24 protein-coding genes are annotated in these 25427 nt (G+C 34.8%); 23 read left to right on the top strand and 1 reads right to left on the bottom strand.

The window, feature by feature from the left end; translation table 11 throughout:
* The first annotated feature begins 14 nt into the window (after positions 1-14).
* The 15 genes from BVF91_RS10555 to BVF91_RS10485 all read left to right on the top strand — a co-directional run bounded on the left by BVF91_RS10555 (position 15) and on the right by BVF91_RS10485 (position 16956).
* Complete coding sequence (locus tag BVF91_RS10555; protein ID WP_085113358.1) at positions 15-923, top strand: beta-1,2-mannobiose phosphorylase; 909 nt, start codon at positions 15-17, stop codon at positions 921-923.
* A 12-nt stretch (positions 924-935) separates the two neighbouring features.
* Positions 936-1829, top strand: a complete 894-nt coding sequence (locus BVF91_RS10550; protein ID WP_014759158.1) for a 1,2-beta-oligomannan phosphorylase — start codon at positions 936-938, stop codon at positions 1827-1829.
* A gap of 199 nt (positions 1830-2028) precedes the next feature.
* Complete coding sequence (locus BVF91_RS10545; RefSeq protein WP_085113357.1) at positions 2029-3357, top strand: ABC transporter substrate-binding protein; 1329 nt, start codon at positions 2029-2031, stop codon at positions 3355-3357.
* An 81-nt stretch (positions 3358-3438) separates the two neighbouring features.
* On the top strand, positions 3439-4323 hold the full coding sequence (locus BVF91_RS10540) for a carbohydrate ABC transporter permease (protein ID WP_085113356.1): 885 nt from the start codon (positions 3439-3441) through the stop codon (positions 4321-4323).
* A complete protein-coding gene (locus BVF91_RS10535; protein WP_085113355.1) occupies positions 4323-5150 on the top strand; it encodes a carbohydrate ABC transporter permease in 828 nt (275 codons plus the stop codon). The genes BVF91_RS10540 and BVF91_RS10535 overlap by 1 nt, the downstream gene beginning before the upstream one ends.
* A gap of 15 nt (positions 5151-5165) precedes the next feature.
* Complete coding sequence (locus tag BVF91_RS10530) at positions 5166-6629, top strand: glycoside hydrolase family 32 protein (RefSeq protein WP_085113354.1); 1464 nt, start codon at positions 5166-5168, stop codon at positions 6627-6629.
* A 61-nt stretch (positions 6630-6690) separates the two neighbouring features.
* A complete protein-coding gene (locus BVF91_RS10525; RefSeq protein ID WP_085113353.1) occupies positions 6691-7641 on the top strand; it encodes a carbohydrate kinase family protein in 951 nt (316 codons plus the stop codon).
* 29 nt (positions 7642-7670) lie between these two features.
* A complete protein-coding gene (locus BVF91_RS10520) occupies positions 7671-8657 on the top strand; it encodes a carbohydrate kinase family protein (RefSeq protein WP_085113352.1) in 987 nt (328 codons plus the stop codon).
* Positions 8647-10113 carry a sucrose phosphorylase gene (gtfA, locus tag BVF91_RS10515; RefSeq protein ID WP_085113351.1) on the top strand — a complete coding sequence of 489 codons (1467 nt, stop codon included), beginning with the start codon at positions 8647-8649 and terminating at the stop codon, positions 10111-10113. Before BVF91_RS10520 ends, gtfA begins: the two co-directional genes overlap by 11 nt.
* A gap of 170 nt (positions 10114-10283) precedes the next feature.
* A complete protein-coding gene (locus BVF91_RS10510; protein WP_085113350.1) occupies positions 10284-11261 on the top strand; it encodes a LacI family DNA-binding transcriptional regulator in 978 nt (325 codons plus the stop codon).
* A 29-nt stretch (positions 11262-11290) separates the two neighbouring features.
* Positions 11291-11704, top strand: coding sequence for an EamA family transporter (locus tag BVF91_RS10505; protein ID WP_085113349.1), 414 nt, complete (start codon positions 11291-11293; stop codon positions 11702-11704).
* A gap of 150 nt (positions 11705-11854) precedes the next feature.
* The gene (locus BVF91_RS10500) at positions 11855-13279 is read left to right on the top strand and encodes a PTS mannitol transporter subunit IIBC (RefSeq protein WP_085113348.1); all 1425 of its coding nucleotides are present in this window, start codon (positions 11855-11857) and stop codon (positions 13277-13279) included.
* 8 nt (positions 13280-13287) lie between these two features.
* The gene (locus tag BVF91_RS10495; protein ID WP_240495874.1) at positions 13288-15342 is read left to right on the top strand and encodes a BglG family transcription antiterminator; all 2055 of its coding nucleotides are present in this window, start codon (positions 13288-13290) and stop codon (positions 15340-15342) included.
* A gap of 13 nt (positions 15343-15355) precedes the next feature.
* Positions 15356-15796 carry a PTS mannitol transporter subunit IIA gene (locus tag BVF91_RS10490; protein WP_085113346.1) on the top strand — a complete coding sequence of 147 codons (441 nt, stop codon included), beginning with the start codon at positions 15356-15358 and terminating at the stop codon, positions 15794-15796.
* Positions 15796-16956 carry a mannitol-1-phosphate 5-dehydrogenase gene (locus BVF91_RS10485; protein WP_085113345.1) on the top strand — a complete coding sequence of 387 codons (1161 nt, stop codon included), beginning with the start codon at positions 15796-15798 and terminating at the stop codon, positions 16954-16956. The genes BVF91_RS10490 and BVF91_RS10485 overlap by 1 nt, the downstream gene beginning before the upstream one ends.
* Positions 16957-17019: 63 nt before the next feature.
* Here the strand turns inward: BVF91_RS10485 and BVF91_RS10480 are convergent, their stop codons facing one another.
* Entirely contained in the window at positions 17020-17583 is a 564-nt protein-coding gene (locus BVF91_RS10480; RefSeq protein WP_085113344.1) for a Uma2 family endonuclease, read from the bottom strand.
* A 191-nt stretch (positions 17584-17774) separates the two neighbouring features.
* Here BVF91_RS10480 and BVF91_RS10475 point away from each other — a divergent pair, with 191 nt between their 5' ends.
* The 8 genes from BVF91_RS10475 (at position 17775) to BVF91_RS10440 (ending at position 25424) form a co-directional block, all read left to right on the top strand.
* Complete coding sequence (locus BVF91_RS10475) at positions 17775-20702, top strand: sigma 54-interacting transcriptional regulator (RefSeq protein WP_085113343.1); 2928 nt, start codon at positions 17775-17777, stop codon at positions 20700-20702.
* A 53-nt stretch (positions 20703-20755) separates the two neighbouring features.
* Positions 20756-21235 (top strand): PTS sugar transporter subunit IIA, encoded by a 480-nt coding sequence (locus BVF91_RS10470; RefSeq protein ID WP_085113342.1) that lies wholly within the window; start codon positions 20756-20758, stop codon positions 21233-21235.
* Positions 21236-21256: 21 nt separating this feature from the next.
* Positions 21257-21541 carry a PTS sugar transporter subunit IIB gene (locus BVF91_RS10465; protein ID WP_240495873.1) on the top strand — a complete coding sequence of 95 codons (285 nt, stop codon included), beginning with the start codon at positions 21257-21259 and terminating at the stop codon, positions 21539-21541.
* 10 nt (positions 21542-21551) lie between these two features.
* Positions 21552-22799: a PTS galactitol transporter subunit IIC gene (locus tag BVF91_RS10460; protein ID WP_085113340.1), complete on the top strand. Its 1248-nt coding sequence runs from the start codon at positions 21552-21554 to the stop codon at positions 22797-22799.
* Between the two features lie 93 nt (positions 22800-22892).
* On the top strand, positions 22893-23744 hold the full coding sequence (locus BVF91_RS10455) for a class II fructose-bisphosphate aldolase (protein WP_085113339.1): 852 nt from the start codon (positions 22893-22895) through the stop codon (positions 23742-23744).
* Between the two features lie 12 nt (positions 23745-23756).
* Positions 23757-24446, top strand: coding sequence for a triose-phosphate isomerase (locus tag BVF91_RS10450; protein ID WP_085113338.1), 690 nt, complete (start codon positions 23757-23759; stop codon positions 24444-24446).
* Between the two features lie 16 nt (positions 24447-24462).
* Positions 24463-24984 (top strand): YjbQ family protein, encoded by a 522-nt coding sequence (locus BVF91_RS10445; RefSeq protein WP_085113337.1) that lies wholly within the window; start codon positions 24463-24465, stop codon positions 24982-24984.
* Positions 24985-25136: 152 nt separating this feature from the next.
* Positions 25137-25424 (top strand): hypothetical protein, encoded by a 288-nt coding sequence (locus BVF91_RS10440; protein ID WP_085113336.1) that lies wholly within the window; start codon positions 25137-25139, stop codon positions 25422-25424.
* Positions 25425-25427: the final 3 nt, after the last annotated feature.

Raw genomic sequence — 25427 nt, 5'->3', positions numbered from 1 at the left:
AAGGGGGTATTATAATGTTTAGGCTAAGGAGGCTTACAGACAAACCAATATTGTCGCCTTTAAAAGAACACGAATGGGAAAGAGAAGCTGTGTTTAATGCCGCAGCAATATATGAAGATCATAAGTTTCACATTTTTTATAGAGCTTCTAACAATGGATTCGTATTAAACACAGAGAAGCCAGAAGAAAAGCATAAATTTGTGTCATCAATAGGCTATGCGGTAAGCAATGATGGCATCAATTTTGAGAGATTTGACAAACCTATTATAGTGGGTGAGACAGAGCAGGAAGCATGGGGTGTTGAAGATCCCAGAGTGACAAAAATTGATGATAAATATTACATGCTTTATACAGGTTTTGGCGGAAAAAGTTGGGACAATTTCAGGATATGCATGGCTACATCTTATGACTTAAAATACTGGGAAGGACATAGAGTAGTTCTTGACGAACCAAACAAAGATGCAGCACTTTTGCCTGAAAAGATAAACGGGAAGTATGTCATGTTTCACAGAAGAGAACCCGATATTTGGATAGCATATTCAGATGATTTGATAAACTGGACTGATCATAAGATAATAATGAAACCTATTGAAGACACATGGGAATCTAGGAAGATTGGCATAGCAGGGCCTCCTATAAAAAGAGATGATGGATGGCTTCTTATCTACCATGGAGTCGACAAAAACAATGTGTACAGGTTAGGTGCGGCACTTTTAGATTTAAAAGATCCCTCAAAAGTTGTAGCAAGGCAGAAAGAGCCTATTTTGGAGCCTGAACTTGATTGGGAAAGAGAGGGTCTTGTACCGAATGTAGTTTTTAGCTGTGGTGCAGTTGAAGCAAATGGAATGTACTACGTTTATTACGGTGGTGCAGATACACACATAGGTGTCGCAGTAGTGGAAAAAAATAAAATATCATTTTAAGGAGTGGATAAATTGATAAAGCTAAAAAGGCTAAGCGACAAACCAATTTTAGAACCAGTGACAGAGCATGAATGGGAGAGAAAAGCTGTATTTAACTGTTCTGCCATATACGACAATGGATTGTTTCACCTTATTTACAGAGCGACGGATTTAGGACCACACAAAAAATACGGCAAATATATATCAAGGTTAGGCTACGCTGTAAGCAAAGATGGAATCAACTTTATGAGGCTTGATAAACCTGTTTTAAGCAATGACGTAGAGCAAGAGCTAAGGGGATGCGAAGACCCAAGGATAGTCAAGATTGATGACACGTACTACATGATGTATACAGGCTTTGGAGATAGGACAGATGATGACTACAGAATATGCCTTGCGACTTCAAAAAATTTAATAAATTGGGAGAGAAAAGGTGTCGTATTAGATGAGCCAAACAAAGATGCTGCACTTTTCCCGGAAAAGATAAATGGCAATTATGTGATGTTTCACAGAAGGTATCCGGACATATGGATAGCATACTCCAGCGATTTGAAGACATGGTTCGGACATAAATCAATAATAAAACCTATAAAAGGAACTTGGGAAAGTTCAAGGGTAGGTGTGGCTGGACCACCTATTAGGACAAAAGATGGATGGTTTCTCATTTACCACGCTGCAGATGACGACAATGTTTACAGATTAGGGGCAGCACTTCTCGATATAAATGATCCATCGGTAGTCTTAGCGAGGCAAAAGGAGCCGATTTTGGAGCCAGAGCTTGAATGGGAAAAGAACGGCTTTATATCAAATGTAGTTTTTAGTTGTGGCAATGCGGTAAGAGGCGACGATATATTTGTCTATTACGGTGGCGCAGATACCGTAATAGGTGTAGCGTATATAAACATGAATGACATAAAATTTGATTAGAAATACTCCCCCTCACATCAAGAGAGTATATATGATGCGAGGGGGTTTATAATTATTATAACGATTAATTCAATTAAGAAAATACAGAATTATTTTGAATATATCAAACGGTTGACATATTTACAAATGCGTGATATAATAAAACCATAATAAAAAGCTTTACAAAAAGCTTTAAAATAATTATGGAGAGGAGATCATCATGAAGAGAAGAAAACTATTATCAATGGTCGTATCATCAGCTTTGATACTTTCGCTTGTTGCAGGTTGTGGTACGACGAACAACAACACATCAGCTAAAAGTAATACATCATCATCTAAGAGTTCTGAAACCGTTAAGATTACATTTTTAAATTCAAAAGGTGAAATAGAATCACAGTTAGAAGCTGCGGCTAAGCAATTTACAAAAGAAAATCCAAATATTACAGTAGATGTAATTCCAGTACCTGCAGGACAATCTCCTTTTGAAAAAGTTACTTCCATGTACGCTGCTGGTAATGCTCCTACTTTGGCTATGCTTGATCCGGGTGATGTTGCGAAATTTAAAGATAAGTTTTTAGATTTAAGCAATGAAAAGTGGGTATCTGATGCAGTATCAGGTGCATTAAATGTTGCGACTATAGATGGTAAAGTTATGGCTTTTCCTTTTGCAATAGAAGGGTATGGTTTTATATACAATAAAGCAGTTTTAGATAAGGCTTTCGGAGGTAATTTTGATCCGAAAACAATAAAAACAAGAAATGACTTAGAAAATGCCTTTAAAAAAGTTGAAACGACTGGTGTGAAAGCTTTGGAGATTTCTCCAATGGATTGGTCGTTAGCAGGACACTTTTTACCTATTGCTTATGCCGATCAATCAAAAGATCCTGCTCAAGTAGATAAATTTATATCTGATTTAAAAGCAGGTAAAGTTGATTTAGCAAATAATAAAGTATTTAACGGTTTAATGGATACGTTTGACATGATGAAAAAGTACAATTTGGACAAAAGTAATCCTATGGCTCCAACATACGATAAAGGTCCCCAAGTTATTGGGCAAGGACAAGTTGGCTTTTGGTTTATGGGCAACTGGGCATGGCCTCAGATAAAGACTTTTGATACAGCAAATGGTCAATATGGATTTGTACCTGTGCCAATAAGCAATGATCCAAACGATTATGGCAATTCTGGAATACCGGTAGGTGTTACTAAATTTGTAGGAATAGACAAAACACAAAACAATCAAGCGCAACAGGATGCAGCGAAAAAGTTCTTGAATTGGTTAGTATACAGCCAATCAGGACAAGACGCACTCGTAAATCAATGTAGCGTAATTCCAGCCTTTAAGAATATTAAACTTGTTCCAAATGATCCATTAGCAAAATCAATTGAGCAATATATAAGTGAAGGAAATACGTTAGAATTTATGACAACATTGCCGTCTGATCATTGGTCGAAATTAGGTGCATCAATGCAAAAATATTTATCTGGAGTTACAGATAGAAAAGGCTTAATCAATGATATCGAAAGCTACTGGAAAAGTGTACAATAAATAATTTTGCTGAATAACGGATGGAATTTTCTATCCGTTATTCAGTGCTATTCTGTTATTCAATATTATGGAGGATTTAATATGGATATGGAGAAAAGTTTTTTAAGCAAACTGAAGACGTACTTTATATTTGCCGGTCCTGTGACTATTGCTTTTTTTACAGTAGTAATATTGCCTTTTATATATGGAATATACCTTACTTTTACTGACTGGAACGGTATTTCAGCTACACATTCATTTATCGGATTTCAAAACTATTTACAAGTGTTTAAAGACAAAGTATTTTGGACATCTTTTTTGCTTACTTTAAAGTATGTATTTTTTTCTGTAATACTAATTAACGCTATTGCTTTCTTTTTAGCATATTTGCTGACTAGTGGTATAAAAGGACAAAACTTTTTTAGAGCAGGATTTTTTACTCCAAATTTAATTGGTGGGATATTGCTTGGCTTTATTTGGCAGTTTGTATTTTCAAATATCCTTGCCTACATTGGTCAACACTTTAATTTGCCTATATTTAGTGCATCTTGGCTTACTGATCCAAATAAGGCCTTTTGGGCATTGGTCATTGTAACTGTATGGCAATATTCTGGATACATGATGGTTATATATATTTCAGGATTTATGAATATTCCCAGAGATCTCTTAGAAGCCGCAAGTATCGATGGTGCAAACTCATATCACAGACTTAAAAATATAATTCTTCCATTGATGGTACCGTCATTTACGATAAGTGTTTTTCTAACATTACAGAGAGGTTTTATGGTATATGATATAAACTTGTCTTTAACAAACGGTGGGCCGTATAAGAGTACAGAGTTGATTTCAATGCATGTTTATAATACTGCCTTTTTAAGTCAGCAGTATGGCATTGGGCAGGCGGAAGCGTTTTTCCTATTTGCTGTAGTTGCAATTGTTACATTATTGCAAGTGTATTTTAGCAAGAAGATGGAGGTGGAAAGCTGATGAAAAGAAAAGAATATATATTAAATGGCATAAAACTGATATTTTTAAGCATAGTATTTGTATTGTATATATTTCCATTTTTTATTGTATTAATTAATTCATTTAAAGAAAGAAAAGACATATTATTAAATCCTATGATGATGCCAAATAAGCTAAATTTGAGCAACTATATTGATGCATATACAAAGATGGATTATCTGCATGCATTCGCAAATTCTCTAATCATTACAGTGTTTAGCGTTTTATTGATAACACTGTTGTCATCAATGACAGCTTATATATTCGTGAGAAGAAAGTGGAAGTTCAATCAATTTATGTTTTTCTTTATGGTTGCATCTATGATTATACCATTTCAAGGTATCATGATACCACTTGTAAAAATATATGGTTCGGTAGGGATGATGGACAATAAATGGTCTTTAATCTATATGTATATTGGTTTTGGTGCATCATTAGCTGTTTTCATGTACCATGGCTTTATAAAAAGCATACCTGTAGAGTTAGAAGAAGCAGCGACGATCGATGGGTGTAGCCAACTTCAGACATTTTTTAAAATTGTCTTTCCACTTCTAAAACCGACGACAGTAACTATTGCCATATTAGATATTTTATGGATTTGGAATGATTTTTTACTACCGTATTTAGTTTTAATATCACCTGACCAGAGAACATTGCCATTGTCTGTTTTCTACTTTTATGGGACATACACAATTGAATATGGTCCTGCAATGGCAGCATTAATGATCGCTACTATTCCTGTAATAATTGTCTATCTGATAATGCAAAAACAGATTATAAAAGGTGTTTTGCAAGGTTCAATTAAATAAAAGAGGATGGATTAAATGAGCAAAATTAGCAATGCAAATAAATTTATAAAACACAATAAGAAGAAATTAAATCAAAGATACAGATTGAAATACCACATAATGGGTGAATATGGGTGGATAAATGATCCAAACGGATTTGTTCAGTTTAAAGATGATTACCATTTATTTTATCAACACTACCCATATGATGCTGCTTGGGGACCAATGCATTGGGGTCACGCTGTGAGCAAAGATTTGATTAAATGGACTTATTTACCTGTAGCTTTAGTACCTGACAAAGACTATGACAGAGATGGATGTTTTTCTGGAAGCGCTATCGAAAAAGATGGGAAATTATACATTTTTTATACAGGGCATATATACACTAAGAAGGAAAAAAACAATGATTACAAACAGGTGCAGAATATGGCTATATCAGTAGATGGCATTACCTTTGAAAAGTATGAAAGAAATCCGATAATAGATGTAGCACAGATTCCAGATAAAGCCAGCAAGAAAGATTTTAGAGATCCAAAAATTTTTAAAATAGATGATACCTATTATCTTTTAATTGGCTCTAATGATGAACATGGAATTGGGCAGGTTCTCATGTATAAGTCAATAGATTTAGTAAAATGGGAATTTGTAAATATTCTTTTAAAGGGTAATGAAAATACAGGCATTAATTGGGAATGTCCTGACATAGTCAGGTTTGATGACAGAGATATTTTGTTTGTATCAGCACAGTACATGAGATCTAATGGAATTTATTTTAGAAATACTCATTCTTCTATCTATTTTATTGGTGAGTTAAATATAGATGAAGGGAAATTCGCATATACAGATTATTATTTGGTAGATTATGGATTTGATTTTTATGCACCACAGGTTTCTGTAGATAAAAATGGTAGGACTATAATGATAGCGTGGATGAACATGTGGGAAACAGATTTGGTTACAAATCGTCTGGGCCATAATTGGGCTGGTGCTATGACGCTTCCTAGAGAGGTTATAAAAATAGGTGGAGAGATATACTTTAAGCCAATATCAGAGATAGTTAAGTACAGGAAAAATGAATACAGATTGCAAGGCATAGAATTAAATGGTGAAGTTAATCTTGAAACGAATGGAATATGTTATGAGATTGATGTTGAATTTGAACCACAAGATGCATATGAATTTGGAGTTAAGGTATTTAAGGGAGAGTGCGAAGAGACTGTTTTGTCATATAATTGCCGTGAAAGATTATTTACATTTAATCGAGACAGTTCAGGCATTGGTCCTAAAGGAAAGAGAAAGGCAGAAGTTGAATTAATAAATGGTAGATTAAGGCTTAATATTTTTGTGGATGTATCGTCTGTTGAAGTTTTTATAAATGGTGGGAAAAAAGTAATGACTGGGAGAGTTTACCCAGACAGTCAATCTGTAAATATTTCATTGTTTTCTGATGGACTCTGCAAAGTTGTGAATTTCATGAAATGGGATATTGGTTTGGAATAGAATAAGTGCATATAAATTTTGTAAGCTTATTAGAAGTATTAAACTATTCGAGGTGGTTTGTGTGTATGATGTAGTGGCATTAGGAGAGATGCTGATTGATTTTACGCCTGCTGGAAAATCAGAAAATGGAAATACATTGTTTGAAATGAATCCTGGTGGAGCGCCTGCTAATGTTTTAACTGCAGTGACGAAATTAGGTGGCAAATGTGCTTTTATCGGGATGGTTGGTGATGATCAATTTGGGCATTTTTTAAAACGTGTCCTTGATAAAAATATGATTGAAACAAGAGGTTTAAAAAACACTGTTAAAGCAAATACAACATTGGCATTTGTTCATCTGGATGAATTAGGTGATAGGAGCTTTACGTTTTACAGGAATCCTGGTGCTGATGTGATGCTTAGCATTGAAGATATTGATAGAACATTAATAGATGAAAGTAAAATATTTCATTTTGGCTCATTATCATTAACAGATGAACCTTCAAAGACAGCAACTTTAACTGCTTTAATGTATGCCAAACAAACTGGAAAGATAATATCTTATGATCCGAATTGGAGACCGACGCTATGGAAAGATGAAATATTAGCAAAAGAAGTGTTATTTTCTCCACTTAAATATGTAGATATAGCAAAGTTGTCATTGGAAGAATTGTATTTTTTGACTGGTGAATCAGATGTTCAAGTGGCCAGCAGCAAGTTGTACGACATGGGAATAAAGCTTGTATTGGTGACATTAGGAAAGGATGGATGTTATTATAAACATTCATCAGGTTCAGGACGAATACCTGCATTTTTTGTAGATGTAGTTGACACTACAGGAGCAGGCGATGCCTTTTTGGGAGGAATTCTTTATAACATATCGAAAATCGGATGTTCAATAGAAAAAATTGACCATAGCGATATAGAAGAAATAATCAGGTTTTCGAATGCAGTTGGCGGGTTGTGTACTACAAAAAAAGGAGCTATTCCTGCTATGCCTTCTATGGGAGAAGTAAAAAAATTGTTATCTTAATTTATAAAACTAAATGATGGAGGATAATCATGTTTAATTTTAATGACAAGATTGTGTTTGACGATAAAAAGTATGATGTATTGACGGTTGGAGAAATGTTGGTAGATATGATTTCTACAGATTATGGTGATGATTTTGAGTGTGATACTTATAAAAAATATTTTGGAGGATCACCTGCAAATATTGCTATAAATTCAAAAATGTTAGGTATAAATTCTATTATTGTTTCATCGGTTGGCAATGACGGACTTGGAAAGTTTTTATTAAAAAAATTGCAAGAGCACCATATTGAAATTAAATATGTAAGACAAGTTGACTATTCCACAAGCATGGTTCTGGTTACAAAAAGCAAAAGCAGCCCTACACCGATATTTTACAGAGATGCAGATTATCATATTGAATATTCAGATGAGCTAAAATACTTAATTGTGAACACAAAAATAGTTCATTTTTCTAGTTGGCCTATATCGAGAAATCCGTCAAGGAGTACAGTAGAAATTTTGATTGATGAGTGCAAAAGACATGATGTTTTAGTGTGTTATGATCCTAATTATCATTCTATGATCTGGGAAAGAGGCCATGATGGAAGAGAATATATAAAATCTTTAATATCAAAAGTTGATATAATAAAGCCATCTGAAGATGACGCAGAAAGGATTTTTGGTAAAGACACACCAGAAAATCAGCTTAAGAAATTTTTAGATCTTGGTGCCAAATTAGTAATTCTTACTTTAGGGAAAGATGGGGCAATAGTTTCAAATGGAAAAGAAACAATTAGATTTAATACATTAGCAGATGAAGTCGTGGATACTACTGGTGCAGGTGACGCATTTTGGTCAGGCTTCTATGGTGGTTTGATAAAAGGATATACTTTAAAAAAATCATTGGAATTAGGATTTGCAGTCAGCGCATATAAACTAAGGTATGTAGGAGCAATAGTTGATTTGCCAGACATTGATACAATAAAGTCTATGTACGATTTAAAAAAAGCTGAGGTGATATTAAATGGCGCTTAATAATAAAGTACAATTAATAACTTATCCAGACTCATTGGGCGGTGATCTAAAAACTTTAAATGATGTATTGGGAAAATATTTTTATGATGTATTTGGAGGTATTCACATTTTACCTCCTTTCCCATCATCCGGTGATAGAGGGTTTGCACCTATAACATACAGAGAGATAGAACCTAAATTTGGAACATGGCACGACATCAAGAAAATGTCTGAAAATTTTGATATTCTCTTGGATTTGATGGTAAATCATGTATCCAGAAGATCTATTTATTTTCAGGATTTTTTAAAAAAAGGTAGAAAATCAGAATACGCTGATATGTTTATTACATTAGATAAACTTTGGAAGGATGGCAAACCTGTCAAAACTGATATAGAAAAAATGTTTTTGCGAAGGACTTTGCCATATTCTACATTTAAAATAGAAGAAACAGGAGAAGAAGAAAAAGTTTGGACGACTTTTGGCAAGACAGATCCATCAGAGCAAATTGATCTGGATGTCAACTCACATTTAGCTAAAGAATTTTTATTAGGAGTTTTTAAGACGTTTAGCAATTTTGGTGTTAATATAGTTCGGCTCGATGCGGTAGGATACGTGATAAAAAAAATTGGAACTAGTTGCTTTTTTGTCGAACCGGAGATATATGAATTTTTAAACTGGATAAAAGGACAAGCAGCATCTTATGGAATAGAACTGCTTTTGGAGGTACATTCGCAATTTGAAATACAATACAAATTAGCAGAACGTGACTTTTGGATTTATGATTTTATTTTGCCATTTACTGTTCTTTATACTTTAATAAATAAATCAAACGAAATGTTGTATGATTATCTAAAAAACCGTCCCATGAATCAATTTACAATGTTGGATTGCCATGACGGGATTCCTGTAAAGCCTGATTTGGATGGACTTATTGATACGAAGAAGGCCAAAAAAGTGGTCGATATATGTGTGCTAAGAGGTGCTAATCTAAGCCTTATATATGGAGATAAATATAAATCAGAAGACGGTTTTGATGTACATCAAATTAATTGTACGTATTATTCAGCATTAAATTGTGATGATGATGCATATTTGGCCGCTAGGGCTATTCAATTCTTTACACCAGGCATACCACAAATCTATTACGTAGGTCTTTTAGCCGGAGTAAATGACTTTGAAGCAGTAAAAAGGACAAAAGAAGGGCGAGAAATAAATAGACACAACTATAGTTTAAATGAAATAGAGGAATCAGTTAAGGAAGATGTCGTTCAAAGATTACTAAAGTTGATCAGATTTAGAAATAGATATGAAGCTTTTAATGGAGAATTTTTAGTAGAAGACTGTAAAGATGATGAAATCAGGCTTACTTGGGAAAAAGATGATAAACGTTGTAGTTTGTTTATAGATTTAAAGACATATAAGACGGTCATTAACTATATAGATGAAAATGGAAGAGAAGTAGAATATGTAGTGTAAGAATAGTTTAGTAAAAGCAAGTCTACAAACGATGATGTGGACTTGCTTTTTGATTGTTATTGCAGAAAATGTATTTTGATGCCATTTATAGACAAGCTTTTTTAAAAGTAATATAATATAGTAGGTTTATATTAAACAAAAGATGGTTTTATAAGTAGAGGGTGGATGTGATGGCTACAATAAAAGATGTTGCAGAAAAAGCTGGTGTGACTGTTACGACAGTTTCGAGAGTGCTGAATAATAGAGGGTATATAAGCGAAAAGACGAGAAAAAAAGTATATGAAGCAATGAAAGAGCTAAATTATCAGCCCAATGAATTAGCTCGCTCACTTTATAGAAGAAAATCTTATTTAATAGGGCTTTTGATTCCCAGCGTTTCACACCCTTTTTTTGCAGAACTTACAAACTATATTGAATATTATGCATATCAAAATGATTATAAAATATTGCTTTGTAATTCCTTACAAGATGTAGAGAAAGAGAAAGGCTATATAGATATGCTTAAAAGACATCAAGTTGATGGTATTATAATAGGAAGTCATACATTGAAAACTGAACAATACCTTAATGTAAACTTGCCCATTGTTGCTATTGATAGGTACTTCTCTGAGAAAATACCATATGTTGCATCTGATAACTACAATGGTGGAGTTTTAGCAACAAAGTTATTGATAAAAAAAGGGTGCAAAAAAATTGCTCATATCAGTGGCCCGTTAATTTTAAATACACCTGCTAATAATCGCTATAAAGCTTTTATGGATGTCGTAAAAGAGAATAACATTGAAAATGTCGTAGTTGAGACAAAATTAAACGTATTTGATACCGACGAGTATAAAAAATTGATTATTAAGCTTTTTACAGATCATCCTGATATTGATGGTGTATTTGCCAGCAGCGACTTGATTGCAGCCACAATTATAAATGCAGCTAGAGAAATAGGCAAAGAAGTCCCAAAGGACTTAAAGATTGTGGGTTATGATGATATCAGCATTGCAAAGACGATTGTCCCACCGTTGACTACCATAAGACAGCCTATAGAAGAAATGGCCAAAAGAACCATTGAGATAATTTTGGATCAAATTGATGGCAAGGAAGTAAGCATAGAAAATATTCTGCCTATTACATTGATTGAAAGAGAATCTGCTTAAAAATAGTAAACTTTTAGGGGGCATTAATTGTGTGGAAGTTTTATGCAGTATTGTCTGCTTTATTTGCAGCGCTGACATCTATCTTAGCCAAAATCGGCATAAAAGGCGTGGATTCAAACCTTGCAACGGCCATACGCACAAGCGTCATCATATTTTTATCATGGGGCATTGTTTTTGCAACAGGTGTGCAAAGCGGTATGAAAGTATTGACACGGCAAAATTGGCTTTTTTTGATTTTATCAGGTCTTGCTACAGGTCTTTCATGGCTTTTTTATTATAAAGCCATAGCTTTAGGAGATGTTTCAAAAGTTGCTCCTATAGACAAGTCCAGCATAGTTATAACACTTGTCTTGTCATACATAATTTTAGGCGAGCATTTTGATTTGAAGACAATAATCGCAGGGATTTTGATAACGGCAGGTACATTTGTCATGATCATGTAGCGTATATGCCTTCACAATTCAAGTTTTACCCTTCTTAAAATTTGTCACGGAAAACGGATGACAGAAATGAAATTGTTTAAATTGAAAAGGTGTAAATGGTGTCATACAATAGAATTAGAAAAAATAATAAATTTAAGGAGGGTAAAAATCATGGACAGAAACATGGCTTTGACAAATAAAGGCGGAACTGCAAAAGCAAAACTTCAAAAGCTTGGCGGATTTTTAGCTGGAATGGTTCTTCCTAACATTGGCGCATTTATAGCATGGGGTCTTATAACAGCGTTTTTCATTCCTACTGGTTGGACGCCAAATGCCAACTTAGCTAAATTGGTAGGACCTATGATAACATACTTGTTGCCTATCCTTATCGGTTATACAGGCGGTAAACTTATATACGATGTAAGAGGTGGCGTCGTAGGTGCTATCGCTACAGCAGGTATTGTAATAGGTTCATCCATACCGATGTTTTTAGGTGCGATGATAATGGGACCACTTGGAGGGTATATCATCAAAAAGTTTGATGAGGCAGTAGATGGAAAGATACCGACAGGCTTTGAAATGTTGGTAAACAATTTCTCAGCAGGTATATTAGGTGCAATATTAGCAATCTTAGCGTTTCTTTTCATCGATCCGGTCGTTACAGGTATATCAACAGGTTTAGGTGCAGCAGCACAATGGGTAACTGCAAAGGGAATACTTCCTTTGATAGCAATATTCATCGAACCAGGTAAAGTATTATTCTTAAACAATGCCATAAACCACGGTATATTGTCACCACTTGGCATACAGCAGGCTAAAGAAGTTGGTAAGTCCATATTCTTCTTGTTAGAAACGGATCCTGGTCCAGGACTTGGCATACTCATGGCATACTGGATTTTTGGCAAAGGCACAGCAAAACAATCAGCACCAGGCGCTGTGATTATCCACTTCTTTGGTGGTATACATGAAATATACTTCCCATATGTTTTAATGAATCCTATACTGATATTAGCTGTAATAGGTGGTGGAATGGCTGCAGATGCTACATTCGTCTTGACACACGCAGGCCTTGTTGCAACACCATCACCAGGAAGCATCATAGCTGAAATTGCCATGACACCAAAAGGTGGACTCTTACCGGTATTGACAGGTATAACAGTAGGTGCTGTAGTATCATTCTTAATAGCTTCTGTGTTTGTAAGAAGGGCCAGCGAAGATACAATGAGCGAAGAAAACATGGCATTTGCTAAGTCAATGGTAAGCAATCTGAAAGCGCAAAGCAAAGGACAAGCTCCTGTATCAAATATTGCAAAGGCGGAACCTAAATTAATAGTATTTGCTTGTGATGCAGGCATGGGCTCATCTGCGATGGGTGAATCAATACTCAAAAAGAAACTTAAAGATGCTGGGCTTGATATCACCGTCAAACACTCTGCAGTAAACCAGATACCAAAAGAGGCTGACATAGTATTTACACAGGAAAGCTTGGCAGAAAGAGCGTCACAGGTGGCACCATCAGCACAAATAGTGAAAGTGAATAATTTCCTTGATGGCAAAGTGTATGACGAGTTTATTTCGACGATTAAGAAGAAATAATAAAAACGGTGAATGATGATATGAAGGATTTAAGCGATCGTCAAAAATTCATAATTAAATCTTTAATAGAGAAAGGTCCTTTAAGTATAGAGGACCTTTCCAAATTAATGAATATCAGCAAGAGGACTATCGATAGAGAAGTCCATGAAGCGAATAAGATTTTGAAAAACTATCGCTGTGTTATAACTGAAAATGAGTCGAAGTATGAAATACACGGTGGAAATGAAAGTTTAGAAGAAATAAGCAAAGAAATCGGCCCTATATCGTATGGCAGCATATTAAGCCAAGAGCAGAGGCAGATATATATGACTTTAAGCATGCTTTTGTCAAAAGAGCCATTAAAATCAACTTACTTCAGCTATCTTTTCAATGTATCAGAAGGCACAATAAGCATGTACCTCGATAAGATAGAGATATGGCTTAAGGTGAGAAACTTAGAGCTTATAAGGAAAAGAGGCATAGGCATAAAAGTTGAGGGGACAGAGATAGACAAGAGAAAAGCGGTAATAGAGCTAATGTATAGTTATTTGCCATTGGATGAAATGCTTATGTATGTGTACGGCGACAAACAGGATAAGTTCATTACGGAGTTTTTTAATAATATATTTAGCAGTGAAATTATAAATACCGCTAAAAAATTGGTGAAGCTTATTAATGAGACAGTCGTAAAGATAAATGACGACAACAATTATTTCGCTTTGTTTTTGCATGTGGCGACAGCTATATATAGGTACATGCAAGATGAAAGCATAAAATTAAACAAAGAGATTGTGGATGATATACTGTCGTCAGAACAGTTTAGCTTTATCTATAAAGTAGATGAAATAATGAAAGAACACGGCATAAATCTAACAGATGATGAGCTGGCATATCTGGCAATACACTTAAATGGCAAAAAGTATATTTACAAGAAAGAAGGTTTCATTGAGCTTGGAATCACATTAGATGACCTTTCTAAAGAGCTTATCGAAGAAGTCGCAAAGATATTGAAGACGGAGATAAAGTGCGATGATAAACTTATATACGGTTTGTCGCAGCACATAGAGACACTTATTTACAGGCTTAGTATGGGCCTTCAGTCCAGAAATACTTTGATAGATCAAATAAAAGAGTATTATGGGGAATTGTTTGAAGCGGTAAATAAAGCTTGCAGGCTTATATTTTCAAAGTACAACATAACAGTGCCTGCAGAGGAAATAGGTTATATAACGATGCATGTAGGTGCTGCTATTGAAAGGCAAAAGGCAGAGAAAAGGTTAAAAACTTTAGTAATATGTCCTAACGGAATAGGAACTGCAAAGATACTGTCAGAGAAATTGAAAAGCGCTTTCCCTGAGATAGATTCTATAGAAATTGGTTCAATACGCAATAAAGACGATGGTAAAGATTATGATATCATTATCTCTACAGTAAAGCTGTATGAAGATGAAGATTCTTTAGACAATGTAATAACGGTATCACCTTTTTTAACTTCTGACGATATACGAAAAATAAGAGATTTAATCGATAAGATAGGCTTTAATGAAGATGACAATTACCTTTTGCCACTTAAGTTAAATGACATAAGCATATCAGGAAGCGAAAGCAGCATAACTAAGTATTTTGATGAAACTTTAAAAAATTTGAATATAAGCAAGATAAGCGCAGATGGCTTAAATGAGCTTATAGATGTAATTGTAGATGAAATATCTAAAATAAATGTCATGTCAGATAAAGATGAAATAAAAGAGCTTATAAAAAAGCGGGAGATGATGGGCAATACAGTCATACCAGGCACAAGGATCGCTCTTTTACACACAAGAAGCGACAAGATGATCATACCGTACATCGGAATATACAGACTAAGTAGGCCTATCAAAATGAGAAGCATAGGATTTACGCATGAAGAAGTTGATACGATTCTTGTCATGCTGGCAAGGAAGAAAGAGGATAACACCGTACTGGAAATGCTGGGTGAGATAAGCATTGCACTTGTAGAAAACGACGATTTCAAAGATGCCTTAAAATATGGTAATATTGATGATGTAAAAAATATTATTATTAACGTATTAAAAAAGTATTAGGAGGATTATTACAATGAATAGTGAAATCTTAAATGAAAATAACATTGTATTGAATGAAGCTTCAGAACCTAAATTTGACGCTATTAAAAGAGCTGGAAGACTATTAGTCGATAGAGGATATGTTGAAAAAGAATACATTGAAGGCATGATAGAGAGAGAAAATGACGTCACCACATACATTGGCAATGGCATAGCAATTCCACACGGTGTATCCGAGTATGTGAAATATATAAAGAAATCGGGAATAGTTGTGATACAGTATCCAGATGGAGTGGATTTTGGCGATGGCAATATTGCATACGTGGTTATAGGTATTGCAGGCAAAGACGATGAGCACTTAGAGATACTGTCAAGCATCGCCTTAACATGCCAGTATGAAGAAAATGTAAGAAGGTTGAGAGACGCAAAGTCGCCACAGGAAATAATCCAAATACTTAAAGAAGGTGGAGAATAATGAAAAAAGCTGTACACTTTGGAGCAGGCAATATAGGCAGAGGATTTATAGGCAGTTTACTATATAAATCAGGCTATGACATATACTTTGTGGATGTATTTAAAGAATTGGTGGATAACATCAATAAATTTAAAAGTTACAATATATTCATATTAGGAAATGACATCAAGAAAGAAGTTGTAGATGGGGTCAAAGCGATTCACATAGACGATGAAGAAAATCTCTTAAAAGCCATTGCAGATGCAGACGTAATAACGACATCTGTAGGTGTCAACAATCTTTACGGCATTGGTGAAAAATTGGCGTATTATCTAGAAAGAAGATTTGAGAAAAATGATTTGCCACTAGACATAATGGCCTGTGAAAATGCTTTGTTTGCGACAAATATTTTAAGAGATAGCATTTACAAAAATTCCAGCGAAACTTTAAAAGCATATTTAGATGAAAAAGTCGGTTTTCCAAATACTGCTGTGGACAGAATAGTGCCAAATGTAGACATAGAGAAAGAGACTCCTATAGACGTGGCAGTAGAGGAATTTTTTGAGTGGGACATTGAGAAAGATGCTGTAAAAGGCGACTTTGATATAAAAGGCTGTGAGCTTGTTGATGATTTAGAACCATATATAGAAAGGAAGCTTTTCCTTCTAAACGGTTCACATGCCACGACAGCATATCTCGGCTACTTAAAAGGGTATAAGTACATTCACGAAGCAATATTAGACGATACAATAGATAAAATAGTGAGAAACCTTCAGTTAGAGGCTTCTTTCGGGCTTAACAATAAGCACAAGATAGGGATGGATAAGCTTAAGGAATACTCAGACAAAGTCATAGAGAGATTTAAGAATCCTCATTTGAAAGACGAAGTGGTAAGAGTAGGTAGAGATCCAGTGAGGAAACTTTCAAACGGTGATAGACTTGTATCGCCTGCCAAGTTAAGCTTTGAGACAGGTTTGATGCCTGAAAACATACTTTACGGCATAGCTGCAGGATTTGCATTTGACTATAAAGACGATCCAAAAGCCATGGAAATACAAGAAAGCATAAACACGTTAGGACTTGAGGAAACAGTGAAGAAAGTGACAGGTCTTGATGAAACTATCCTTATAGATAAAATAGTAAAGAAGTACAAAGAACTTAAATCCGGCAAGATAAAATAAACTTTTTAGCCATGGCCTTGAACCTTAATTGTATGGTTTTAGACCATGGCTTTTATTGTAACATCAACTAAAAATATCTTTCAAATCTATAGAGAGATCATCAAAGATAGAAACTTTAATCTTATCCTCTTCAGTATAAATTTCAGGCCTGCCATATCTATTATTTTCCTGCAGTGCAAATACATTGACTATTTTAAGATCGGGTTCTACTATCCAGTATTCCTTTACTCCATATTTTTCATATAAATTAAACTTTTCTACTCTATCCTTTCTTGCGGTTGAAGGAGACGTTATTTCGACAATCAAATCGGGAGCACCTTTGCATCCATCATTGTCAAGTTTCGATTTATCACAGATAACTACGATATCAGGTTCTACAACAGTTTTAATATCTTTTTCGCTTTTTTCAGTAAACTTTACTCCAAAAGGTGCATAATAAACATCGCACTTCTTGTCTTTTAAATAATTGGCAAATTGTATATATATCGCACCTGAGATTTGTTGGTGTATTCGTGATGGAGGAGCCATCAAATAGATCTGGCCATCGATTAACTCAATTCTTTGATCATCTGTCCAATTTAAGTAATCATCGTAAGTGTATACTTCTTTTTTATCAGGTAATCCCATAATTGACACCTCTTTATTATATCTTTATCAAGATAGAGACTATCTATGTATTAATGGAAATTTTCCCTCATCAACTTCATTGTATCATGCGTATATTATACATGCAATATATGATATAATATAACACGTACATTTTATGCCATCCATTATGGCATATTTTTTGCATTATTTTGTTGTGGGAGGATGATAATGTGGATGAAATCGTAAAGATAATAGAAAATGAAGATAAGAAAAATCCTCTGACAGATGAAAAAATAGCTTCTATATTAAAAATAAATAGAGAAGAAGTGACACAATATAGGCTTGAAAATGGCATACCAGATTCCAGAGAGCGGAGAAAGCCATACCTTTATGAAGATGCAAAAAAGATTCTAAGCGAAGATAAAGAGATCTCTGATAGGAAGTTTACAAAGAGATTAAACGATTTAGGGTATGACATATCGAGATTTGCGGCGTCGCAGGTAAAGAAAGAAATCTTAAGTTCAGAGCTTATAGTGGCTGATAATGTAAAAGATAATGATGATGACAAAGATGATGAGATAAGTCGAGAAAGTGATTTTATGTCTTTTAAAGAGATAATAGGATACGATGGAAGTTTAAAGACGCAGATAAGTCAAGCCAAAGCTGCCATTCTATATCCACCACATGGTCTTCACACGTTAATACTGGGACCGTCTGGTGTTGGGAAAAGTCAACTGGCAGAAGCTATGTACGAGTTTGCTTTGGAATCAGGCAGGCTAAAGGATGGTAGCCCTTTTGTCGTTTTTAACTGTGCAGACTATGCTGACAATCCTCAGCTTTTAATGTCACAGCTTTTTGGATACGTAAAAGGAGCGTACACAGGTGCAGAGTCATCAAAAGCTGGTTTGGTAGAGAAAGCCGATGGTGGAATATTGTTTCTTGACGAGGTTCACAGACTTCCCAGTGAAGGACAAGAGATCTTGTTTTTTTTACTCGACAAAGGCAAATTCAGAAGACTGGGAGAGACTGATAGCGAGAGAGAAGCTAACATAATGCTTATTGCAGCAACGACAGAAAATCCGGAGTCGTCACTTCTGCTTACATTTAGGCGCAGGATTCCCATGGTTATAGAGTTACCACCTATAAGTGAAAGGCCTCACAGAGAGAGATTTGAAATCATAAAGTTCTTTTTCAAAAAAGAGGCATTTAGGATAAACAAGCCCATAAAATTGAGGCCAGACGCTCTTAGAGCTCTAATGCTTTATGATTGCCCAGGCAATATAGGCCAAATGAGAAGCGACATACAAGTAGCATGTGCAAGAGGCTTCTTAAAGACTTTAGATAATAGGGATGGCGAAATAACGATAAACCTTGCCGATTTGCCAAACCATGTAAGAATGGGACTTTTGAAAGTCAGCAAAAGAGAACCGTATATAGAAGAATACGCAGATAAAGATGTCATCATATATCCAAACAAGATAAGCAAATTGCTGCCTAAGGAAGATAGGTACATTTTGCCTGATGAAATATACCAGTTTATAGAGGATAGATTTACTGAGCTAAAGAACGATGGGTTAAAAACCGACGAAATCTACAAGATCGTTGGAAATCAAGTAGAATCAGAGCTTAAAAAATTTGCCAACGATATACGAACAAAAAATTTTGTTTCAAAAAAAGAATTAAAAGAAATCGTAGGCGAAAAAATATTGTACGCCGTTGAAGAGGCTATAGACATAGCTAAAGAAAATTACAAAAATATAAAAGACAACTTTTTTTACGCACTGGCTATTCATCTAAGCGCGGCTTATGAAAGGGTTAAAAGCGGGAAACCCATATTTAACCCACAGCTTGAAAGCGTCAAAAGCGAGTACATGAGGGAATATGTTGTAGCAAAAAAGATGGTTGACAGAATCAATAAAATATTGGGTATTGAACTTACAGACGATGAGGTTGGTTTTGTAGCTATGTACTTGAGAACATTTTCAGCCAGTGAAAGCGGAAACAAAGGGAATGTGGCTGTTATAGTATTAACACATGGACATGTAGCCTGTGGCATGGCAGATGTGGCAAACAAGCTTTTAGGCGTAAATATAGCACATGGAATAGAGATGGCACTTGATGAAAGCCCAGAAGATGCCCTTTTGCGTACAATTGAAGTCGTGAAAAAGGTGAATGAAGGGAAAGGCTGTATAATACTTGTCGACATGGGATCACTCATCACTTTTGGCGAGATCATAACAAAAAGGACGGGCATTCCTACAAGGACCATTGGAAGGGTAGACACTGTCATGGTCTTGGAAGCCGTAAGGCGAGCTATTCTGCCAGATGCCACAATTGACGAAATAGCTGATGCATTAGATGAAAATAAATCTTACGTAGGACATGTGGAAGGTGTAAAAGATTCAAACAAACTTCCGAAAGCCATAGTAACCATCTGCATAACTGGTGAGGGGACTGCGCTTAAGATAAAGAAATATATAGAGGATAAGGTACCTGAGATAAAAAGTGGATTAAAGATAATACCTTTAGGTCTTTTCAGCGAAAGAGAACTTGATACGGAAATAAATAAGATAAGGAGCAAAAACAATATTCAAGCTTTTGTGGGAACCATCGATCCTAAAATAAGTGATATCCCGTATATCTCTGTTGAGGAAATAATGAATGGGGAAGGGCTAAAAAGGTTAAAGAAACTAGTAAACATAGATGTTGTGGAAGAAAGCCGCCTAAAAGAAGTATTAGACGATGATCTAATATTATTTGATGTTGATGTATCAATGAAAAGCGATGCTATAGACAAAATGGTGTATATGCTTGAGGAGAGAGGATACGTTGATGAGAAATTCATACTAAGCGTATATAAACGAGAATCGATGGGTGCTACATGGATGAAAGGGGGAGTTGCGATACCACATGGTGACACAAAATATGTCACAAAACCTGCCATAGCCATAGCAAAGTTGAAAGAACCCATCTATTGGGAAGGAGATTTTAAAACAGACTTAATTTTTATGTTGGCTTTGAAAGAAGATGCTAAAGATTACATGCTTGATTTGTATAAGGTCTTATCGAATGAAAAAATATTAAAAGACCTAAAAGAAGCCAAAAGTAAGGAAGAAATAAAAGAAATAATCATGAGAAATACAATACCGTCCAATTGATTGGCACGGTATTTGCATTATATAAATGTGTAAACAATGAGGAGGTAGATTATATGAAGATATCGGAGTTTTTCAACAGAGAATTAATTATTACAAATTTTGAAGCCAAAAGTCAAGATGATGTATTTGATGTGCTTTACAAAAAACTATTTGAAAACGGATATGTTAAAGAGACATATTTGGAAGCAGTAAAAAAGAGAGAAAAAGTTTTTCCGACAGGTTTGCTTTTAAATAAGTACAATGTTGCGATACCACACACAGATCCAGAACATGTAATAAAACCTGCGATAGCAGTCGCAACACTGAAAAAACCAGTTATCTTCAAAAACATGGCAAATCCGTTGGAAGATGTTTTAGTAAATATAATCTTTATGATTGCTTTAAACGAATCTCACAGTCAAGTTGAAATGCTGCAGCAACTAATTCAACTGATACAGGATGATTCATTACTGGAGAAGATCATTGGTGAAGATGGGGGTGATGAAATTATTGAGATCATAAAAAATTGTACTTTAAATGATGAAACTGTTTAAAATATTGAAAGGAGAATGAATATGACAAGAAAGACTGTTATAGTGGCATGTGGAACAGGAATTGCTACATCAACTGTCGTTGCGGAGAAAATAACGGAAGCATGTAAAAAAGAAAATCTTCATGTAAACATAATCCAATGCAAAGTTACAGAGATCAAGGGATATGCAGAAAATGCGGATCTTATCGTAACTACAACGATTTTAAAAGACAATTTTGGCAAAAAAAGCATCAATGCTCTTTCCTTGATAACAGGTATAGGCGAAGAAAAAGTGCTTGAAGAGATTATAAGTGAATTGAAAAAGTGAGGTGTTATGAATGAGTGTAATAAAATATTTGTTGGATCTTGGCGCAGTTGTAATGCTTCCTATAATAATCTTCATACTTGGTATGATTTTAGGTGAGAAGCCTGGTAAGGCTTTTCGTTCAGCTTTAACAATCGGAATAGGATTCATTGGAATAAATCTTGTTATAGGCTTACTTGTCAATAATTTAGGACCTGCAGCACAAGCAATGGTTAAAAACATGGGTGTAAAATTAAATGTGATTGATGTTGGTTGGCCGGCATCATCAGCAATTGCATTTGCATCGAAAGTAGGAGCTTTTGTAATACCATTAGGTCTTGCTATCAATATCATAATGCTTGCCACAAGATTGACAAAGACTGTAAACGTAGATTTCTGGAATTATTGGCATTTTGCTTTTACTGGAGCTCTTGTGACCGCTGCTACAGGAAACTTAACATTAGGCTTAATTGCGGCAGCAATTAATGCAGCCATAGTGTTGAAGCTTGCAGACTGGACAGCAAAAACTGTGCAAGACTTTTATGGATTACCCGGAATTTCCTTGCCACACGGCTTTTCAGCAGCGTATGTACCAATAGCCATACCATTGAATAAATTAATTGACAAAATACCTTACATTAACAAAATTGAAGCAGATCCTGATACAATTAATAAGAAATTTGGCATATTTGGAGAGCCTGTTGTATTAGGTTTAATCTTGGGATTGATATTAGGTATATTAGCAAAATTTGATGCAAAGACGACTTTAAATCTTGGAATGTCTATGGCTGGTGTAATGTTTTTGATGCCAAGGATGGTAAAAATACTCATGGAAGGCCTTATACCAATTTCCGAAGCCGCAAAATCATTTATGCAGAAAAGATTTGCAGGTAAAGAATTCTATATAGGGCTTGATTCTGCAGTTGCGGTTGGTCATCCTGCAGCAATATCTACAGCGTTAATTTTAGTACCTATTACGATATTGATTGCGGTAATACTGCCAGGTAACAATGTTTTGCCATTTGGAGATTTAGCTACAATACCGTTTATGGTGGCGATGATAGCGCCTATCACAAGAGGAAATGTGTTTAGGTCAGTTTTAATTGGAGCAATTGTAATTGGTGTAGGACTTTTAATTGCAACTAATGTTGCACCACTTCTTACACAGGCTGCAACGGATGCTGCATTTAAATTCCCTAGTGGTGCTTCTCAAATATCAAGTATATGTGATGGTGCTAATCCATTAACATGGATAATTTTAAAGATCATGAATCTGTTCTAAATAATAAAAAATCTTAATGGGAGTTTTAATGCTCCCATTAAGATTTTGAAAATGTTATCTATCATAAAATATTAAATATAAGGAGATGATCTCTTGTTAGTATCATCAAAAGAATTATTTAAAATTGCAAGGAAATATAATTTCGCTATACCGGCTCCAAATTTCGTAGACCAGAACTCTATAAAAGCATATATTGAAGTTGCGGAAAAATTAAATCTACCTATTATTTTGGCATACGCAGAGGCACATGAAGATTTTTTATCACTTGATGAAGCACTTTATTTGGGTAAATACTATGGTGAAAAGGCTAAGATTCCTGCAGTTTTGCATTTTGACCATGGTACAAAAAAAGACTTGATCATGAAAGCAATAGACAATGGATTCAACTCAGTAATGATAGACGCTTCTATGGAACCATTCGAAGACAATGTTAGAAAAACAAAAGAGATAGTAAAATATGCTCATTTGAGAGGAGTAGTTGTAGAAGCCGAAATTGGGCATGTTGGCAACAGTGAAAATTATAGAAATAATGACAATAGTGATAGTATATATACTACCGTTGAAGATGCGAAAAGATTTGTGGAGCTTACAGATGTAGATTCTTTAGCGATTTCTATTGGCACCGCTCACGGACATTATAAAGGGAAACCAGTTATAGATTTTAACAGATTAAGAGAAATTAGGAATGCTGTGGATATTCCTTTGGTACTTCATGGAGGCTCGTCTTCTGGAGATGACAATTTAAAAAGATGTGCTACTGAAGGAATAAGCAAGATTAACATTTACACCGATTTAGTGACTGCTGCATGTGATAGAGTTAAAAACACTCAATTCAGCGATTATTATGAATTACTTTATGCTCAAAGAGAAGGTATGAAAGAATGCTTAGAACATTATTATGATGTTTTTGAAACAAACAAATACAGACAAGCTAATGTCATATGAAGAGGTGATAACATGGGCAAAATAAGAACACCATTTTTTGTAGTCAATCCCAAGTCATATTTATACGGTGAAGAAAGTTTACGATTAGCACTTGCTGCAGACAAGTTTGCCGAAGATTATGATGTCGACATATTTTTTACTGCGCCATTTGCAGATTTATATTACATTAAATCTAATACAAAAAACATCAAGATTACAGCACAGCATATGGATCCATTACTACCTGGACGTGGGATGGGCTATGTACTGCCTGAATCGATAAAATCATCGGGCGCTGAAGCGGTATTTTTAAATCATGCTGAGCATTCATTAAAATTATCCGATTTGGTTAAAACGATAAAAAGAGCGAAAGATTTAGAACTTATTACAATTGTATGTGCTGATTCTGTAGAAGAAGCTACAGCTATAGCTATGTTGGAACCTGACATATTATTGTGTGAACCAACTGATTTAATTGGTACAGGGAAAACCAGTGATTACGAGTATATAAGAGAAACTACGAGGAAAATAAAAGATATAAATGACAATATCTTAGTTATGCAGGCAGCGGGAATAAGTTCTGGGGAAGATGTTTATCAGACGATAATAAATGGTGCAGATGGGACTGGAGCGACAAGCGGCATAATCAATGCGCCGGATAGAATAAAAATGTTAGAAGAAATGATACAGGCTATTGTAAAGGCTAAAAATGAATTAAGATAAGGAAGGAGGCATTAGAATGAAAATATATAAAGAACAAATTTATTTAACATCTCATGGAGGAACACCTAGCTTTTTTAATATAACTCCTTCTGTTAAGGAAATAATCAAAAAAAGCGAGATACAAAATGGCATCTGTGCTGTGATTTCTCCTCATACTACTTGTTCTGTGTTTTTTGAAGAATTTGTTCACGATTATACTGAAGATGGCGATGAATATCTTCAAGCTGATTTAAACAATGTCCTTAAAAAGATAATTCCAGATCAAGTTGAAGAAGGACAATATAACTATCCCGGTGAAAAACATTATGAAGCAGTATTATCATGGCCTGATGTAGAAGACTACCTTCCAAATGGTGATCGTTCAGCACTTCTAAACTGTGATGCACATTTAAAAGCTACATTGATTGGTTCCAGCCAGATATTTGAAGTTGATAATGGGAAATTAGGGGTAGGGCCAACAGGCTATATTTACTTTGTGGATTTTGATCGTACAAGATCACGCATTCGAAAATGCAAAATAATTGTTTTAGGAGAATAATTTTTAGATTGAAGTTATTATTAGATAAAACGGCTTAGAATGTCAAAAATTATTGTAATTGTATATGCAAAACTCCACTTTATTAAGTAAATATAGGTGGAGTTTTAGGCTGTACATTTTAAAATCAAGAATAGTTTACAAGAGGTGTTTATATGATAAAGTATATGGAAGCCGACCTGTTTTGCTTGCACTGCAATAGAAATACTAATCACGTAATTTACTACAATGGCGATGAAAAAATAATTAGAATAAGATGTCAAGATTGCAAGACTGAGATAGAGCTGAAAGATGACTTTATATCAAGAAATAAAAACATTGGGTTATTAGAGAAATCATTTAAAATAACAGAAGAATTGATAAGCGAATTAAATAAATTTTTATTTTCAATACCAATCAAAATCCTAAAATCACCAAGTGATTTTATAAATAAAAAGAATTGAAAT

Source organism: Thermoanaerobacterium sp. PSU-2 (genome assembly GCF_002102475.1).
Lineage (GTDB): Bacteria > Bacillota > Thermoanaerobacteria > Thermoanaerobacterales > Thermoanaerobacteraceae > Thermoanaerobacterium.
This window is presented reverse-complemented; position numbering and strand designations above follow the sequence as displayed.

Bases quoted from the DNA above. Each gene is read 5' to 3' on its own strand.
- BVF91_RS10480 (WP_085113344.1), bottom strand. From the start codon at position 17,583: ATGGGATTACCTGATAAAAAAGAAGTATACACTTACGATGATTACTTA.
- BVF91_RS10500 (WP_085113348.1), top strand. From the start codon at position 11,855: ATGGACAGAAACATGGCTTTGACAAATAAAGGCGGAACTGCAAAAGCA.
- BVF91_RS10520 (WP_085113352.1), top strand. From the start codon at position 7,671: ATGTTTAATTTTAATGACAAGATTGTGTTTGACGATAAAAAGTATGAT.
- BVF91_RS10530 (WP_085113354.1), top strand. From the start codon at position 5,166: ATGAGCAAAATTAGCAATGCAAATAAATTTATAAAACACAATAAGAAG.
- BVF91_RS10485 (WP_085113345.1), top strand. From the start codon at position 15,796: ATGAAAAAAGCTGTACACTTTGGAGCAGGCAATATAGGCAGAGGATTT.
- BVF91_RS10470 (WP_085113342.1), top strand. From the start codon at position 20,756: ATGAAGATATCGGAGTTTTTCAACAGAGAATTAATTATTACAAATTTT.
- BVF91_RS10440 (WP_085113336.1), top strand. From the start codon at position 25,137: ATGATAAAGTATATGGAAGCCGACCTGTTTTGCTTGCACTGCAATAGA.
- BVF91_RS10555 (WP_085113358.1), top strand. From the start codon at position 15: ATGTTTAGGCTAAGGAGGCTTACAGACAAACCAATATTGTCGCCTTTA.
- gtfA (WP_085113351.1), top strand. From the start codon at position 8,647: ATGGCGCTTAATAATAAAGTACAATTAATAACTTATCCAGACTCATTG.
- BVF91_RS10460 (WP_085113340.1), top strand. From the start codon at position 21,552: ATGAGTGTAATAAAATATTTGTTGGATCTTGGCGCAGTTGTAATGCTT.
- BVF91_RS10545 (WP_085113357.1), top strand. From the start codon at position 2,029: ATGAAGAGAAGAAAACTATTATCAATGGTCGTATCATCAGCTTTGATA.
- BVF91_RS10490 (WP_085113346.1), top strand. From the start codon at position 15,356: ATGAATAGTGAAATCTTAAATGAAAATAACATTGTATTGAATGAAGCT.
- BVF91_RS10540 (WP_085113356.1), top strand. From the start codon at position 3,439: ATGGATATGGAGAAAAGTTTTTTAAGCAAACTGAAGACGTACTTTATA.
- BVF91_RS10510 (WP_085113350.1), top strand. From the start codon at position 10,284: ATGGCTACAATAAAAGATGTTGCAGAAAAAGCTGGTGTGACTGTTACG.
- BVF91_RS10445 (WP_085113337.1), top strand. From the start codon at position 24,463: ATGAAAATATATAAAGAACAAATTTATTTAACATCTCATGGAGGAACA.
- BVF91_RS10450 (WP_085113338.1), top strand. From the start codon at position 23,757: ATGGGCAAAATAAGAACACCATTTTTTGTAGTCAATCCCAAGTCATAT.
- BVF91_RS10465 (WP_240495873.1), top strand. From the start codon at position 21,257: ATGACAAGAAAGACTGTTATAGTGGCATGTGGAACAGGAATTGCTACA.
- BVF91_RS10535 (WP_085113355.1), top strand. From the start codon at position 4,323: ATGAAAAGAAAAGAATATATATTAAATGGCATAAAACTGATATTTTTA.